Origin of the sequence: Pelatocladus sp. BLCC-F211 (genome assembly GCF_041928655.1) — a bacterium.
Classification (GTDB): domain Bacteria; phylum Cyanobacteriota; class Cyanobacteriia; order Cyanobacteriales; family Nostocaceae; genus Pelatocladus.
In genome coordinates this window covers 115,044-130,684 of sequence record NZ_JBHFLM010000057.1, presented here as the reverse complement: position 1 = coordinate 130,684, position 15,641 = coordinate 115,044, and the positions used below count along the sequence as shown (strand labels likewise).

The 15,641-nt window shown below is 40.1% G+C and carries 10 protein-coding genes; 6 read left to right on the top strand and 4 right to left on the bottom strand.

Features of this window, described 5'->3' with window-relative positions; translation table 11 throughout:
* Positions 1-182 precede the first annotated feature (182 nt).
* From ACE1AT_RS06675 to ACE1AT_RS06665, 3 genes are all read right to left on the bottom strand, one after another.
* Positions 183-1,007, bottom strand: a complete 825-nt coding sequence (locus ACE1AT_RS06675) for a DUF3825 domain-containing protein (protein ID WP_374866544.1) — start codon at positions 1,005-1,007, stop codon at positions 183-185.
* 268 nt (positions 1,008-1,275) lie between these two features.
* Entirely contained in the window at positions 1,276-2,133 is an 858-nt protein-coding gene (locus ACE1AT_RS06670; RefSeq protein WP_374866584.1) for a hypothetical protein, read from the bottom strand.
* A 139-nt stretch (positions 2,134-2,272) separates the two neighbouring features.
* Positions 2,273-3,394: an alpha-hydroxy acid oxidase gene (locus ACE1AT_RS06665; protein ID WP_374866542.1), complete on the bottom strand. Its 1,122-nt coding sequence runs from the start codon at positions 3,392-3,394 to the stop codon at positions 2,273-2,275.
* A 77-nt stretch (positions 3,395-3,471) separates the two neighbouring features.
* Here ACE1AT_RS06665 and ACE1AT_RS06660 point away from each other — a divergent pair, with 77 nt between their 5' ends.
* From ACE1AT_RS06660 to ACE1AT_RS06650, 3 genes are all read left to right on the top strand, one after another.
* Positions 3,472-4,296 carry a class I SAM-dependent methyltransferase gene (locus ACE1AT_RS06660; RefSeq protein WP_374866540.1) on the top strand — a complete coding sequence of 275 codons (825 nt, stop codon included), beginning with the start codon at positions 3,472-3,474 and terminating at the stop codon, positions 4,294-4,296.
* 126 nt (positions 4,297-4,422) lie between these two features.
* On the top strand, positions 4,423-4,851 hold the full coding sequence (locus ACE1AT_RS06655; RefSeq protein WP_374866538.1) for a hypothetical protein: 429 nt from the start codon (positions 4,423-4,425) through the stop codon (positions 4,849-4,851).
* Between the two features lie 267 nt (positions 4,852-5,118).
* On the top strand, positions 5,119-6,270 hold the full coding sequence (locus ACE1AT_RS06650; RefSeq protein WP_374866536.1) for an AI-2E family transporter: 1,152 nt from the start codon (positions 5,119-5,121) through the stop codon (positions 6,268-6,270).
* A gap of 110 nt (positions 6,271-6,380) precedes the next feature.
* Here ACE1AT_RS06650 and ACE1AT_RS06645 read toward each other — a convergent pair whose 3' ends face one another.
* Complete coding sequence (locus ACE1AT_RS06645) at positions 6,381-7,079, bottom strand: serine/threonine protein kinase (RefSeq protein WP_374866535.1); 699 nt, start codon at positions 7,077-7,079, stop codon at positions 6,381-6,383.
* A gap of 723 nt (positions 7,080-7,802) precedes the next feature.
* Here ACE1AT_RS06645 and ACE1AT_RS06640 point away from each other — a divergent pair.
* From ACE1AT_RS06640 to ACE1AT_RS06630, 3 genes are all read left to right on the top strand, one after another.
* A complete protein-coding gene (locus tag ACE1AT_RS06640) occupies positions 7,803-11,879 on the top strand; it encodes an esterase-like activity of phytase family protein (protein ID WP_374866533.1) in 4,077 nt (1,358 codons plus the stop codon).
* A 146-nt stretch (positions 11,880-12,025) separates the two neighbouring features.
* Complete coding sequence (locus tag ACE1AT_RS06635; protein WP_374866531.1) at positions 12,026-12,754, top strand: peptidylprolyl isomerase; 729 nt, start codon at positions 12,026-12,028, stop codon at positions 12,752-12,754.
* An 84-nt stretch (positions 12,755-12,838) separates the two neighbouring features.
* Positions 12,839-15,484 carry a type I secretion system permease/ATPase gene (locus tag ACE1AT_RS06630; protein ID WP_374866529.1) on the top strand — a complete coding sequence of 882 codons (2,646 nt, stop codon included), beginning with the start codon at positions 12,839-12,841 and terminating at the stop codon, positions 15,482-15,484.
* Positions 15,485-15,641 lie beyond the last annotated feature (157 nt).

The window sequence follows — 15,641 nt, the reverse complement described above, 5'->3', positions numbered from 1 at the left end:
TACCCAGCGTAATTATTTTGAGGCTGGATAATGAAAGTTATGAAATAATAAATGAACAGTGTTTAGGTAGGTATGGGGTAGAGATGCGGCAAAATCGTGTCTTTATATAATTTTTTGAGTTGGAGAAGATAAAATAGTATAATATAATATAGGCTTTTGTTTAGCTCTACCCAATCTACCTATTATGGCTGTAGCCACTCAGTATCAGGTTTTGCTAACAATCTTGCATTATTGTATGCCATATCCAAAGTCAGAATTGTTTCACCTGAGTAAACATCATTAGTTCTATTAATAACAAGAGCCACATCTGCCTTTGATGAACTAGTCATGCAAAGTGGAAGAAGAAGTTGTAGTTGACCTAATATAGCATTTTTATCCCAAAAAAACTGAGGAACTGCTGCTTTATAATTACGTAGAACACGTTTTATAGCAAGTCTAACTGCTCCTTCTAGTGCAACTTGAAGCTGATAGTTAGGCATAGATTTATAGGGTTCGGGAAAGCGAGATTTATTTTCTGTACTATTCATAATATGATCATAATCAATACGAGGATCACCCAAACGAAGATCGTATACTAAATTAGTTGGGTCATTGAAATATGTAGCTCTTTCAGGTAAAGGATTAAAGCTTCTTAGCTTGAAATCACTTTCCTTACAAAAATATTCAAACTTCCATCTTGATTGCCCACCCAAATTGAGAGTAAATAAAGCAAATATTTCTTCTTGATTTTCCGTGACTAATCCTGTATTGAAGCAGGATTTATCAGTTAGCTCTCTAATTTTATTCTCTTCCTGTAATCGCCTAAGAGTATAGTTTAAATAGTTCCTTAAAATCGGCTTTCTTTGAGTAAAAGGAGTATATTTGTATTTCCAATCTTCATCTTGAGCAAGCCTAGCTAAATTATCAATTACTGAATCAAAGTTTTGGAAATAGGCAAAGGTAAATAAATTTTGAACCATATTTTCGTCAGAATTAAAATAGCTTTTGTTTAAAAGATTAATTGTCAATGTACCGTATGTATAATTTATTCATAACATCTTTTAGTTATGAATAATTAATCTAAACTTTTTATGTAAATGTTGTCCTCAGCATTTATACAGAATAATTTTAGATAATATACAGAGTAACAAAGCACATATTCGGTAAATACAGAAGTCAAAGGAAATTCAAAGGCTTGAGCCATCTCAGCATCAAAATTAATTATGATTGTTTTAATTTCGGTAGGTTTTATTCTACGATCTCTATATGTAATATCACCTAACAATCAAAAACAACTTAAAATTTACTTTTCTCAGCTTCTTTCTGCGCCGCTTCACTATATTTCTTATACAATTTCGTCCGAATTTGTGCTTCTTGATAACGACTATGGCTAGGTGGGACATTACCCATTAACTCAGAAGCCCTTTGCCAGTCGGCTGCAATTTCTAACCATTGAGTTGAGGTTTTTGCTATTTTACCTGCATCGGAAGCTTGGTTAGCAATGCGTACTGCTATTACAAATGAGTCTTCTGAGTTTGGAGATTTTTGGATTGGAATTAAAGATTTAGCTGTTTCTGGGATAAAGGGATTTTGTAGTTTACCATTTAACACTGCATATATTACTGAACTTAATAAGAGTAAAAATAAACTTAAACTTAAAGAAAATAATATCCGATTCCAAGCATAATTATGAGTTCTCTTATTAATTGGTATCGGCTGAGATAATTGAGGTTTAGTTAAATTTAGTTTTCCTGATTCAGATTTTTTATCTTGGTAATTCTTAATTAACTTCTGAAAAACGTTAGGCTGTTCTAAGATGATTTCTTCTGACCACAGCACTTGATTTTCTGACTCACGAATAATTTCTTCTAACCATAACAATTGCTGTTCTTGAACAAGGCGACTGTTGATATTTACTCTACCAATATTACGCGGTTTGATTGATTCAAGAATTTGCTGAATTTGCTTGACTAAGGTAGATTGCTCTAGTTTATCTAGTGTGGCAGCCTCACACAAAATTTGTAATACACCATCATGATAAATTGCTCTGGTTCTCACGCCAGAATTTGCTAATTGTTCATTTAACACTTGAATAATCGCAGCAACGCTACCCTGACGTGCTTGCCAAGCGATATCATTGGTTCTGTTTACCATCATGAAAGTGCGATCGCTTTTCAGCCTAATTTGTAACCGATAAATCAGTGAAAATATATTTGGGCTTGTGCTGGATACAACTAAGCCTGTTTTTGATTGTATGAGTAAAAACACCAGCTTGCCACATGTAGCTTAAAAATTAAAAATTTATTAAACTAGGATCTATATCTTCCAATTTGGCACAACCACTTAACGCCATTGCCAAATCGAGTTCGTCGCGTAAAATTTCGATGACGTGATTTACACCAGCTTGTCTGTCTACGGCTAATCCCCATAACACAGGACGCCCCACTAAAACTGCTTTTGCTCCCAAAGCCAAAGCTTTGAGAATATCCGTACCTCTACGGATACCTCCGTCTACAATCACTTCAGCACGTCCATCTACAGCTTTTACGACTTCAGCTAAAGCATCCAAAGAAGCGATCGCACCATCTAATTGACGCCCACCATGATTAGAAACAATGATGACTTTAGCGCCACATTCAACAGCACGGACAGCATCATCAGCGCGTAAAATTCCTTTGATTGCCAATGGCAAAGGAGATATAGATTGTAACCATTCTAAATCGCGCCAAGTGACCGCCGGGTCAAGTTGCTGGGCAAAATAAGTAAATAACCCAGATTCTCCCTGTTCTTCAGGAATATTGAGTCCGCAGAGGGTAACAAGATTTGCTAGTTGCAAATCTGGTGGTAGGGTGAATTGGTTACGTGTATCTCGTTCCCGTCTTCCAAGAACAGGTGCATCGACAGTGACGCACAGCGCTTGATAACCTGCTGTGTAAGCACGTTCTACTAAAGCACGGGTGAGATGGCGATCGCGATGAATATATAACTGAAACCACAAAGGTGGATTGGGAATTTGCGAATGATTTGAATAATAAATCTGAGCAACTTCTTCAAGACTCTTGGTAGACAGCGTACTCAACACCATACCCACACCCGCACTCGATGCAGCTTTTGCTGTGGCTAATTCTCCCTCTGGATGAGCAAGACATTGAAAAGCCATCGGTGCAATCAACAGAGGCATTTGCAGAGGTTGATCTAAAATCGTAGTTGTCAGATGGCGATCGCTCACATCGACTAGCACACGCGGACGAAGTTTGATTCTATCAAAAGCCGCGTGATTGTCCCTCAATGTGATTTCATCCCAAGCACCACTAGCGTAGTAATCCCAAGCCATAGGAGATAAGCACTTCTGCGCCTGCTGTTCGTACTCGAATAAATTCAGTGGTTTGGTAAAGTAATTTTCTGATTCTTCCACTAAAACCCAGTCTCAAAAAGTCTGTAAATATATTAAGACTTACCGATTTAAATTACCAAAGCTCACACAAAAAAATTATGAAAAACCTCAAAGAAATAATCGCTAGTTACTCCAATAAGGACTTAGAAGAGCGCAAAAATTGGTATTCTCCAGCAGCAGAAGCTTACAACCAAGCAAGACCACATTATCCTGAAGATTTGATTCGTCAAGTTGTAGACATTGCTCAACTGTCCTCTACTTCAAACATTTTAGAGGTGGGATCTGGCCCAGCAACTGCAACGATTGCATTTGCTCCATTAGGTTGCTCGATGTTATGTTTAGAACCCAACTCAGATTTTTATCAGTTAGCTCAACAAAATTGTCAACAGTATCCAAATGTAGAGATTCAAAATATATCCTTTGAGGAATGGAACTTAGAACCAGAAAAATTTGATGCTGTCTTAGCAGCGAGTTCTTTTCATTGGATACCGTCGGAAGTTGGATATCCAAAAGCAGCAAATGCTCTCAAACAAAATGGCTACTTAATTTTATTGTGGAACAAAGAACTTCAGCCGAGCTATCAAGTTTACCAACGTTTATCCGAAGTCTATCAAATCCACGCTCCATCCCTAGATCGATATGAAGATAGAGAAACTCAAGAAAATATCTTGAGAAAATTGGGCGAAATGATCACAGATTCTGAACAATTTAAAAACTTAGTAGCCGGAAAAGTTGAGTCTGAAGTCACTTATACAACTGATGAATATTTGATGCTTTTGAACACTTATTCACCATACCTCAAATTAGAGCCACAAAGCAAAGAGGCTTTATTTGCAGGATTGCGGAATAAAATAGACTATGAATTTGGTGGAAGTCTTCAGTTGTCATATATTTCCGCTTTTCACATTGCTCAAAAATTTTAGAATCTATTGAAAGAGCGAATTTTTTCATAAAAATAGACGATAAAAGCTCTGTCTAAAGAGCCTTTTAGCTGATGAGCTAGATGAAGTAAATATGAGGATGCTAAATCTAATGGACATAAGTATTTTATGAAAGTTATTGCAACTGTAGGACGCTTGCTCGCAACCACTCTATTTTGTGTATCAGCGATCGCTTTTACTTGGCAAAGTACATTTTTCTCGAACTCCTCAGCAATGGCTGCTCCTGCTGTAAACTTGATCGCGGCAGCAGACATGGGCGATCAAGTGCAAGGGAAAGCCAATGAAGATGCTCGACGAGCTAAGGGTTTCATCCGAGATACAGCAGATCAAGTTGAGCAGACAGCAAGGAAAAATGCTAAACGTGTTGAGCAAGCAACAGATGATAATGATAGTTTTATCGAGCGCAAAGCAAAAACAGATACGGCTCGAATTCACAAAAGAGCAGAAGAAGATGCAGCTCGGACTCAAAAAGCAGTAGACAAAACAAAGAATGCTGTTGAACGCACTGTTGATAATATCAAAGATGCTTTTAACTAACTTGAAAAAGGGTGTAGGGGTGTAAGAATTCCCGTAAGGGTGGGTGTAGGAGGAGTTATGAGTGGGTTTGTAGTAAGGACTTTAGTCCTCCACTACGAACTCAGCAATTTTAGGTTGCCAGACTACTAGCTTACCCCTATAAGGCGAATGTTGCTAAAATCGGCTAGTCTAGCTGCTGTTAACAGTTATCAGGTTAGCTGTTCACTGAGAGTTAGTAATTGATAACTGATCTAAAATAGCAGTTTATCAACTGCCAGGAGTTAAGGCGTGAATCTAGGTCAATGGATCGGCTTAATTGCCATACTCGTGTCTGTGTATATATTGTGGCAACTCAAAGAAGTACTTCTACTAATGTTTGCTGCAATAGTATTAGCAACTACCTTGAATCGACTCGCTCGAAGATTTCAACGCTCCGGGATGAGACGCGGATTCGCCGTAGCCTTGTCAGTGGGTATCTTTCTAGCTGCTATAGTTGGTTTTTTCTGGCTAATTGTCCCACCTTTTGCCGTTCAGTTTCAACAAGTTACCTATCAGGTTCCTAGAGGTATAGGACGCTTTAATATTTGGTTTTCCCACATTAGATCAGCCCTTCCTAGCCAGTTAACTCCATTCATTCCCGATATCAATAGTTTAAGCCAACAAGCACAGCCATTTATTAATCGTGCGGTTGGTACTTCCTTCGCCGTCGTTTCTGGTTCTTTGGAAGTAGTTCTCAAAATATTATTAGTGCTTGTTTTGACAGGGATGTTTTTAGCCGATCCCCAAGCTTATCGCAAGCTATTCATTCGCTTATTTCCTTCTTTTTATCGGCGACGGGTAGATGGAATTTTGGATAGATGCGAAGTTTCCTTGGAGGGATGGGTTACAGGCGCTTTTATCGCTATGTCTGTGGTGGGATTGATGAGCGTGATCGGCTTATCAATTTTACGTGTTCCCGCAGCCCTTGCTTTAGGGGTTTTAGCAGGATTCTTAAACTTGATTCCCAATCTGGGCCCGACACTGAGTGTGATTCCAGCCATGGCGATCGCACTTTTAGATGCTCCCTGGAAATCTTTGGCTGTGTTGGGACTCTACTTTTTCATTCAACAAACCGAAAGTAATTTTATCACGCCAATTGTAATGGCACATCAGGTTTCCTTACTCCCAGCCATTACTTTAATTGCTCAACTATTTTTTGCATATTTGTTTGGCTTTTTAGGCTTATTTTTAGCTCTACCGCTCACTGTTGTGGCTAAAATTTGGCTGGAAGAAGTTTTTGTGAAAGATGTTTTAGACCAATGGAATAGTAAATCTAAACGAGAAACTGAATTTATCATCGTTTCTGATAAATTAAACGATGAAACTACACCAGAAACAGACGATTTAGCAGTTAAAAAAATCACAAATAGCGAAGAACAATCAGGAATTGATGATACTTAGTATGTTTGTAGTCAGGACTTTAGTCCTTAAATATACGTGAGTTTGACGGAACTAAAAAACAGCAGGAGGTAGTGCAGGTAAGTCTTTGGGGTAAATGTCAACGGGTAGTGTCAATCAAGGTTGTGTCTTCTGGAAATTTTATAGAAAATGCGATCGCAAAATTTTTTTAACTTAGATAACAGTCGATAACTCTTGCGAATAATATCTAGGAAAAAGTAGGGAATCCTGAGCCGCAATGGTGAGAAGATGGGACGATATAACCAATAGTATGCTCTTTTGAGATTGTTCCATTTGGAACATTTTTCTTCATGGAGAAAGTCTGAAATATCTACAACTAATCCCCTACCTTGATGCATCATGACATTACGCCCATGCACATCATGAGGATACAGTCCCCGCTGACGTGCATAGTCTAGGGCCTCGTCGATGTCTTTGATAACTTGCTTGGGGATACGTAGACCACGTTGGATAGAGTCATAAAGGGTAACTCCATGTAACCGCTTCAGGATTAAAAAGCCTTCTGTAGCATATAGACATTCGGAGAAAGCGGGGTGAGAACCCAGACGACGGTAGACTTCTACCTCTTCCTCAAAACCTGGACGTCCGGGTGCATAAATCTTTACCACCCAGTCTAAGTAATCTGGGTGGTAGACTACTGCGGCGTAATTTCCTGCTCCCAGTTTTTGCCAAGGATAAGGAAGATAGCTGATTTTTACTGGTTCATGGGGATCTATGCTCTCAATCTGTAATTTGGGAATTAACTCTTGGTGAACAGTCTCTATGAGCTGATCTATGAGCGATCTATCCATACTGAGTCTCGTGAGAGTAGTTCAATTGTTCGGGATTATACATTATTGCTAGATGATTTAGTGTCATTCTTAGCCTAACAACACTTTGGAATTGATGAGGCTTGCCCAGAAACTGAGAGACAAAATCCCCGACTTTTTACACAAGTCGGGGATCTAAGCTTTGCGATTCTCACAAATCAGATAAGATTGCGATCGCTCATTTTGATTGTTACCTGATTTTGTGCGTTATGGATACCTATATCTGTCAAGGATTTTTTTCATGAAGTTGTAAAGTAAACTTCACATAAGTAATTATTCTTCATAAATTTTCAATATAATTACTCAATATTAATCAAAAGTTAATTAAACATTTCCTGACACTTAACCTACAAATATCTTATCCTTTAAGTCAGCGATTTTAAACTGAAATAAATCATTAAATGCGATTAAATAAGATATACAGAATTCTTTCTCTCGATTTCTAAACTTTACTTTGTTGAAAAGGAATATTCTTCCCAGATTTTTGCTTATTTTTCTATTTATTCTGAAGTAACTTTAGAGAAAACATGCTGAATATTTTAAGTAAACTTACTGTTAAATATTTAATTTCATGTTGTCGATTTTGCTAAAGATATTCTACTTATTATTTTTATCTAGAGAATATATTGCAGTTTTTCTATAAATTATTCTTGCTCCAACCACACATAAGTATTTGAGTGAAATTAAGTAACATATTCATTCACCATGACACAGGATACAATTCGCTTTGCTCAGTTTAACGCTTCCCTAAACCGGAATACAGAAGGGCAGCTGATTGAAGATTTATCTACGCCAGACAATTCTCAAGCTCAAGCTATTGCCGAAATTATTCAACGCACAAATCCTGATGTCATCAGTATTCAAGAATTTGATTATTACGCAGATGACCCAACTAAAGCAGTTGATTTATTTCGCAAGAACTATCTGGAAGTCAGTCAAAATGGAGCAGACCCCGTTGAATATCCCTATTTCTATATTGCTCCTTCTAATACAGGTATTAGTTCTGGCTATGATTTGAACAATGATGGCAAGATTGTAACCACACCAGGTGAAAGTGGATACGGAGACGATGCCTTTGGCTTCGGTAATTTTCCTGGTCAGTTTGGAATGCTCTTGCTGTCTAAGTATCCAATTGATACAGATAATGTGCGTACTTTCCAGAATTTTTTGTGGAAAGATATGCCCGATTCTTTGCTATCAACGATCGCACTTCCTGATTCTGACACTCCCTGGTACTCTCAACAAGAGCAAGAAGTAGTAAGGCTATCTTCCAAGAGTCATTGGGATGTGCCAATCGAGGTCAATGGTCAGATTATTCACGCATTAGTCAGTCATCCCACACCGCCTGTATTCGATGGACAAGAAGACCGCAATGGCAAGCGTAACCATGATGAGATTCGCTTGTGGTCAGACTATATCACTCCTGGAGCAGGCGATTATATCTATGACGACAACGGCAATTATGGAGGACTGACAAAACAAGCAGCCTTCGTGATTCTGGGCGACCAAAATGCCGATCCTAATGACGGAGACAGTTATAACTATGCGATTCGGCAGTTACTAGAAAATAGGTATGTCAATACTGGTGTCACACCAAACAGCCAGGGTGGTTCTGAACAAGCACTGCTGGATGGTGGAAAGAATACCACTCACATCAGTGATCCAGCGTATGACACAGCAGATTTCAATGACAATAATCCTGGAAACATTCGTGCTGACTACGTTTTACCTTCTAAAAACTTAGCAATTCAGGATGCCAAAGTATTCTGGCCTACCACTAACGATCCACTTTATCGGCTAGTGGGCGATCGCCAAAATGCAAATACCACGCCTTCTTCAGATCACAGTTTAGTATGGGCAGATTTAACTATGACAAAAGCTTCTCTAGTCAAATATTCTTCACTACCCGCTGATACCTATGCCGACGGGCCACCATCGGGTCAAAATGATGGAAATGGCAAAGTCATTTCCAGTAACAAGCGTACTGGCCCATTTCCAGGACAACCTGTACAAGGTTTTAGTGGAGTGCAGTTTGCTGACTCCGATAGCTACTGGTTTTTGTCAGATAACGGTTTTGGTGGTCAGACAAATAGTGCTGATTATCTACTGCGGATCTACAAGATCGATCCAGATTTCAAAACGGTAGACAGTGGTAGTGGCAATGCACAGTGGACTGACTATATCCAATTATCCGATCCTAATAACCTAATTTCTTGGCAAATTGTCAACGAAAACTCACCAGACCGCTTCTTGACAGGAGCTGACTTCGATCCTGAGTCTATCGTTCTAGCTGAAGACGGCACAATTTGGATTGGTGAAGAATTCGGTCCCTATCTCTTACATTTTGATAGTAATGGCGTGTTGATTGATGCGCCTGTTTCTACCCCCAATATTTACCCAGTTAACACTCTCAACGGACAAGATCCAATTGTCATTGGTCATCGTGGTGGTGCGCCGGGAATTCGTCCAGAACATACAATTGGCGATTTAGGCGGAAATTTAGTTGCTTCTAATAATTTGGGCGCTGAATTTGGGGCTGATTTTCTGGAACCAGATTTGGTCGTCACCAAAGATGGAGTTTTGATTGTCCGTCACGAACCAGTGTTGGCGAGTGTGAAGACGGATGCAAACGGCAACATTATTTATGATGATAACGGCAAGCCTGTTATTCTCGAAGCCACAACCAACGTTGCTAACTTTGAAAAATTTAGCGATCGCCTAACGACTAAAGTATTAGATGGACAAAGCATCACAGGCTGGTTTGCAGAAGACTTCACACTGGCTGAAATTAAAGAACTGCGCGCTGTAGAACGTATTCCCAACATCCGCCCTGAAAGTGCTAAATATGATGGTTACTTCCAAATCCCCACACTGGAAGAATACATCAACTTCATCAAAGAGTACGAAGCCGAAACCGGGATAAAACTGGGTATCTATCCCGAAACCAAACACCCCACTTACTTTGCTCAAGAAGGCAAGTTTTTAGATGGTACTCCCATCAATTACGATACCTCCCAAATTTTAATTGATACCCTAATTGCCAATAATTTTGTCGATCCTGACCGGATTTTCATTCAATCTTTTGAAGTTTCTAATCTCGTTGAACTAGAAAACGAGATTATGCCCGATGCTGGGATTGATATTCCCTTAGTGCAGTTAATAGATGGCAGTGGTTCTCCCTACGACTATATATATCAGGGAATTGGTAAAACCTACGCCGATCTAATTACTCCCGATGGCTTGACAGAAATTGCTACCTATGCTGAAGGCATCGGTCCCAGTAAGCGACTGATTGTACCAGCTAAAACCGTTGATCAAAATGGTGATGGTCAACCAGACGATATTAACGGCGATGGACAAATTAGTGACGCCGATAGATATTTACAGGAACCAACTACCCTAGTCTACGATGCTCATCAAGCAGGGTTGTTAGTACATCCGTATACCTTCCGTAGCGATGCATATTATCTCTCACCCGACTACAAAGGTAATCCACAACTAGAATATGAGCAGTTTATTCGGTTAGGGGTAGATGGCTACTTCACTGATTTTGCCGATGATGGAGTGATTGCAAGAGACAAAATTATTGCAGATTATGTTGCTTCTCCCCAGAATCCAGGAGTAGAAAACAACGAAGCGATCGCTAATTTGTCAGGTTCACGTGGCTTTGAAGCCATCAGTTACAGTCCTGATCACAAGACACTCTACCCAATTTTAGAAGGATACGTTGCAGGCGACCCCACCGACGCCTTACGTGTTTACAAATTTGATGTTGCAACTAAAACCTTTAGCAATGATTTGGTTGGTTACTATCAATTAAGCGATCCTAGCCATGCGATCGGCGATGCAACTCCCATCAACGACCACGAATTCCTGATCATTGAACGAGATAATTTGTCGGGAGACGATGCGAAGTTTAAGAAAGTCTTCAAAGTCGATATTTCCCAAACTAACCCACAGGGTTATCTCTACAAAGAAGAAGTAGTTGATTTACTAAACATTGCTGATCCTAATGATCTCAATAGTGATGGTAGCAACGTCTTTACTTTCCCCTTCCAGACTATTGAAGATATTTTGGTTCTGGACAAAAATACCATTTTGCTGGCTAATGACAACAACTATCCATTCAACGCCACCCGCAACGCATCTCAACCAGACAACAATGAATTTATTGTATTGGAGTTATCTAATCCCCTTGATCTTGATCCGCGTTTAGGAACACCCAAATCAACCATCTACGGTACACCAGAAGATGATTATTTTGATGATTATCTCTACGATCCGAATTCCGATAATGCTGCTCTCTATCCAGATTTATTCTTTGGAGATAATCAATACCTGTTTACCGGAGATGGCAATGACATCGTTGATGTCAGTATATTTGGCAGTGGTAACAAAATTGACACAGGAAATGATGACGACATCGTCTTGGCTGGTACAAAAAATCTCATAAACGGCGGTCCAGGTAACGACGAGTTATACATTGGTATTGGCGGAGGCGAAAACATTGTTACTGGTGGTGAAGGAGCCGATCAGTTTTGGATTGTTACCGATGAAACAGACTTACCAGCAAACCCCAATACAATTACTGACTTTAACAGTACAGAAAAAGATGTAATTGGCTTTGCGAACGTCAGCTTTACCTATGATTCTCTTGGTAGCGATTGGACAACCCGCCAAGAAGGTGATAACACCATCATCGGTGTCTATGGACAAGATGTAGCTGTGTTACTCGGAATTCAAGCTACTAATCTGACTCAGACAAACTTTGCTTTTGCTTAAGAAGAGGGAAAGGGGATCGGGGATCAGGGAGACATCATGACAAAGGAAAATAACTAATCCCCAATCCCCGTTGTCCCTTATCCCCAGAGGGGACCCCACGTTCCCCGATCCCCAATCCTCAATCCCCGATCCCCAATCCCCTGATTATGAGCGTAATTTTACAAGTTCGCGAACAAAAAGTTACGGCGGAAGAAATTATTCCTTTGCTGGCAAATTACCAGTTATTGCCACAACTGTTGCGAGAAATGATCATAGATCAGGCGATCGCACCCTTTGATTGCACACCAGAAGAAGAAGAAAAAGCCTATCAGGGTTTTTACTTACAGCAACGTTTAAAAACAGAGGCTGAACGTCAAGCTTGGTTACGCGATCGCAACATGACTCCAGAACAAGTCCGCAAATTAGTCACACGGGCGTTACGACTAGAAAAGTTTAAACAGGCTACTTGGAAAAACGAATTAGATGCTTACTTTGTGATTCGTAAACCCCAACTTGATCGAGTCATTTATTCGGTGATTCGTACCAAAGATGGTGGTATTGCCCAAGAAATATACTTCCGTTTGCAAGCAGAGGAACAGTCTTTTGCGGAACTTGCTCCTAAATATTCCATGGGGCCAGAAGCCCGCACTAAAGGTATCGTTGGTCCAGTAGAACTAGGTAAACTCCACCCGACTTTGGCTAAATTTTTAACTGTCATTCAGCCAGGACAACTTTTACCACCCACACCTATAGATAATTGGTTTGTCATTCTCAGGTTAGAAAAGCTCCTTCCTGTTGAGTTAAATGACCTTACCCGTTGGCAGTTGCGCCATGAGTTATTTCTCAAATGGTTGGGACAACAAGTTGCAGAATTCAATCCCTTCAATAACTGTTAAGACTCTTGGTGTCTTAGTGTCTTAGTGGTTTCATTTTCAACACCAAGACTCCAAGGCACAAAGGTACATAGTTGTGATCGCTTTATGACCCAAATTCCTAGTGCAATCCAAACTTTTTTATCAGGTATCCCACCCTTTAAACAATTATCTCCTGTTCAATTGCAGCAATTATGCCAAAAATTGCAAGTGCAGCGTTACGGAATGGGACAAGCTATTCTACCACTGCAAGAGTTACCATCATATATAGCAATTATTTATACAGGACAGGCGCGGCTAATTGGTAATAACTCCCACAACAATATACCTGTAACATTGCAAAAATTACAACCGGGAGAAATAGTCGGGTGGAGGAGCTTGTTGCAGGGTATACCCTGTGAAAAAGTAATAGCTTCTGACGAAGAAACCCTCTGTCTTGTACTTCCAAGTGAGGAATTCTTGACCCTGTTAGAAGAGGAACCAACTTTAAAAGCTTATTTTGTAGGGTCAAGTACAGACGCGATTAATCGCGTCTGTACAAAGGTCAATAGTAGAGACGCGATTAATCGCGTCTGTTCCCCAATCCCCGCTCCCCAAAATAAAAAATACCCCCACATCCGCGACTCTTGGCGTAATGCTACCCTCGCCTGTTTACAGATGGTGAGTCAGTATTTTGGGATGCCTTTTCGCAAGGAGAATATTCGTAGAGCGATCGCCAATAACCACAAAGATTCGAGCAAACCAGTTTCTCTACAATTATGTGGGTCAATTGCGGATTTTATGGGGTTGAAGGCGCAATTGGTGACAGTACCAGCTAATGCAATGAATCGTTTACCGACACCTGCGTTGATTCATTGGCAAAATAGCATGGCGGTGGTTTATGAAACGAGCGATCGTCAAGTGGTTTTGGGTGTACCAGAACGCGGTATTGTGCGTCAAAAAATGACTGAATTTGTGAAAAATTGGGGTGAACAAGCTCAAGTTTTATTACTGACAGCCACCTCAGCGACGCCGCAGCAAAAGTTCGGCTTGAGTTGGTTTTTGCCTTCACTTAACCGTCACCGCACAGTTTTATTGGAAGTTCTGATCGCTTCGTTTTTTGTGCAGTTGTTTGGACTTGCCAATCCGTTGATGATTCAAGTAATCATTGATAAGGTTTTGGTGCAAAACAGTATCGATACTTTGCAAGTGTTGGGTGTATTTTTACTGTTAGCAGCCATCTTTGAAGCGGTTCTCGGTACTTTACGAACTTATTTATTTGCAGAAGCTACCAATAGAATTGACTTAGCTCTGGGTTCAGAAATTATTGATCACTTACTGCGTTTACCTCTGCGTTACTTTGATCGTCATCCGGTAGGAGAATTAGCAACTAGGGTAAATGAACTAGAAAACATCCGCTCCTTTCTCACGGGTACAGCTTTGACTGTGGTGTTGGATTCGGTTTTTTCAGTAATCTACATCGTTGTGATGGTGATTTATAGCTGGGTGTTGACACTGGTATCTTTGTCTACTATTCCTTTGTTTGCCATACTCAGTTTAGTTGCAGCACCGATAGTTAGACGACAACTGCGAGAAAAAGCCGAACGCAACGCCCAAACCCAATCTTATTTAGTAGAAGTACTTTCTGGAATTCAGACAGTCAAAGCCCAAAATATTGAATTGCGTACCCGTTGGCAATGGCAAGAACATTATGCTCGCTATGTTTCATCTGGGTTTAAAACCATAGTAACTTCTACTGCTGCTAGTTCAGCTAGTAATTTTCTCAATCAACTTTCAGGATTATTGGTGTTGTGGGTTGGCGCGTATTTAGTACTCAAGGGCGAACTTTCTTTAGGTCAGTTGATTGCTTTCCGGATTATTGCGGGGTATGTTACTAGTCCATTGTTACGATTATTGCAATTGTGGCAAAACTTCCAACAAACAGCCCTGTCTCTAGAACGTCTGAGTGATATTGTTGATACGCCGCAGGAAGTTACACAAATCGACCAAGATAATATTCCCATGCCTGTGATTCAGGGTGCTGTTACTTACGAAAATGTTTCGTTTCGATTTTCTGCTGGCGGTTCACTGCAATTAGACAATATTAATTTAGTGTTTCCGGCTCAAAGGGTGGTAGGAATTGTCGGAATGAGTGGTTCTGGTAAAAGTACGTTGATGAAATTGCTACCACGTTTGTATGAACTCAATGCAGGTAGAATTCTCATTGATGGTTATGACATTAGTAAAGTCGAATTGTATTCACTGCGATCGCAAATTGGCATTATTCCCCAAGATACTTTGTTATTTGACGGCACTGTTCTAGAAAATATCGCCCTGACAAATCCGGAAGCAACCAGCGAAGAAGTGATCACTGCTGCCAAAATTGCTGTTGCCCACGACTTTATCATGAATTTGCCCAATGGCTACAACACAAGAGTCGGTGAACGTGGTTCCGCACTATCGGGAGGACAAAGACAACGGATTGCGATCGCTCGTACAATTCTACAAAATCCCCAGTTGTTAATTTTGGACGAAGCAACCAGCGCTCTTGACTACGATACTGAACGCCAAGTATGTACTAACTTAATCCAAGCCTTCCAAGGGCGAACAATGTTCATCATCACCCATCGCCTCAGCACAATTCAACAAGCAGATGAAATTGTACTTATGCACCAAGGTAAAGTCGCCGAACGCGGTACCCACAACCAACTCATGAACCAACGCGGCCGCTACTACCACTTGTATCAACAACAAGATGGGTTAGTTGTTGGTTAACCAATTCACAATCTCGAAAGTTCTAGTTTGAAACCTGAAAGTTCTAGTTTTGAACTCGAAAGTTCTAGTTTGAAACCCGAAAGTTCTAGTTTAAAACCCGAAAGTTCTAGTTTAAAACCCGAAAGTTCTAATTTAAAACCTGAAAATTCTAGTTTTG

What these genes read in the sequence shown, in the direction of transcription:
- ACE1AT_RS06640 (WP_374866533.1), top strand. Translation starts at nt 7,803, where the DNA reads ATGACACAGGATACAATTCGCTTTGCTCAGTTTAACGCTTCCCTAAAC.
- ACE1AT_RS06635 (WP_374866531.1), top strand. Translation starts at nt 12,026, where the DNA reads ATGAGCGTAATTTTACAAGTTCGCGAACAAAAAGTTACGGCGGAAGAA.
- ACE1AT_RS06660 (WP_374866540.1), top strand. Translation starts at nt 3,472, where the DNA reads ATGAAAAACCTCAAAGAAATAATCGCTAGTTACTCCAATAAGGACTTA.
- ACE1AT_RS06670 (WP_374866584.1), bottom strand. Translation starts at nt 2,133, where the DNA reads ATGGTAAACAGAACCAATGATATCGCTTGGCAAGCACGTCAGGGTAGC.
- ACE1AT_RS06630 (WP_374866529.1), top strand. Translation starts at nt 12,839, where the DNA reads ATGACCCAAATTCCTAGTGCAATCCAAACTTTTTTATCAGGTATCCCA.
- ACE1AT_RS06655 (WP_374866538.1), top strand. Translation starts at nt 4,423, where the DNA reads ATGAAAGTTATTGCAACTGTAGGACGCTTGCTCGCAACCACTCTATTT.
- ACE1AT_RS06645 (WP_374866535.1), bottom strand. Translation starts at nt 7,079, where the DNA reads ATGGATAGATCGCTCATAGATCAGCTCATAGAGACTGTTCACCAAGAG.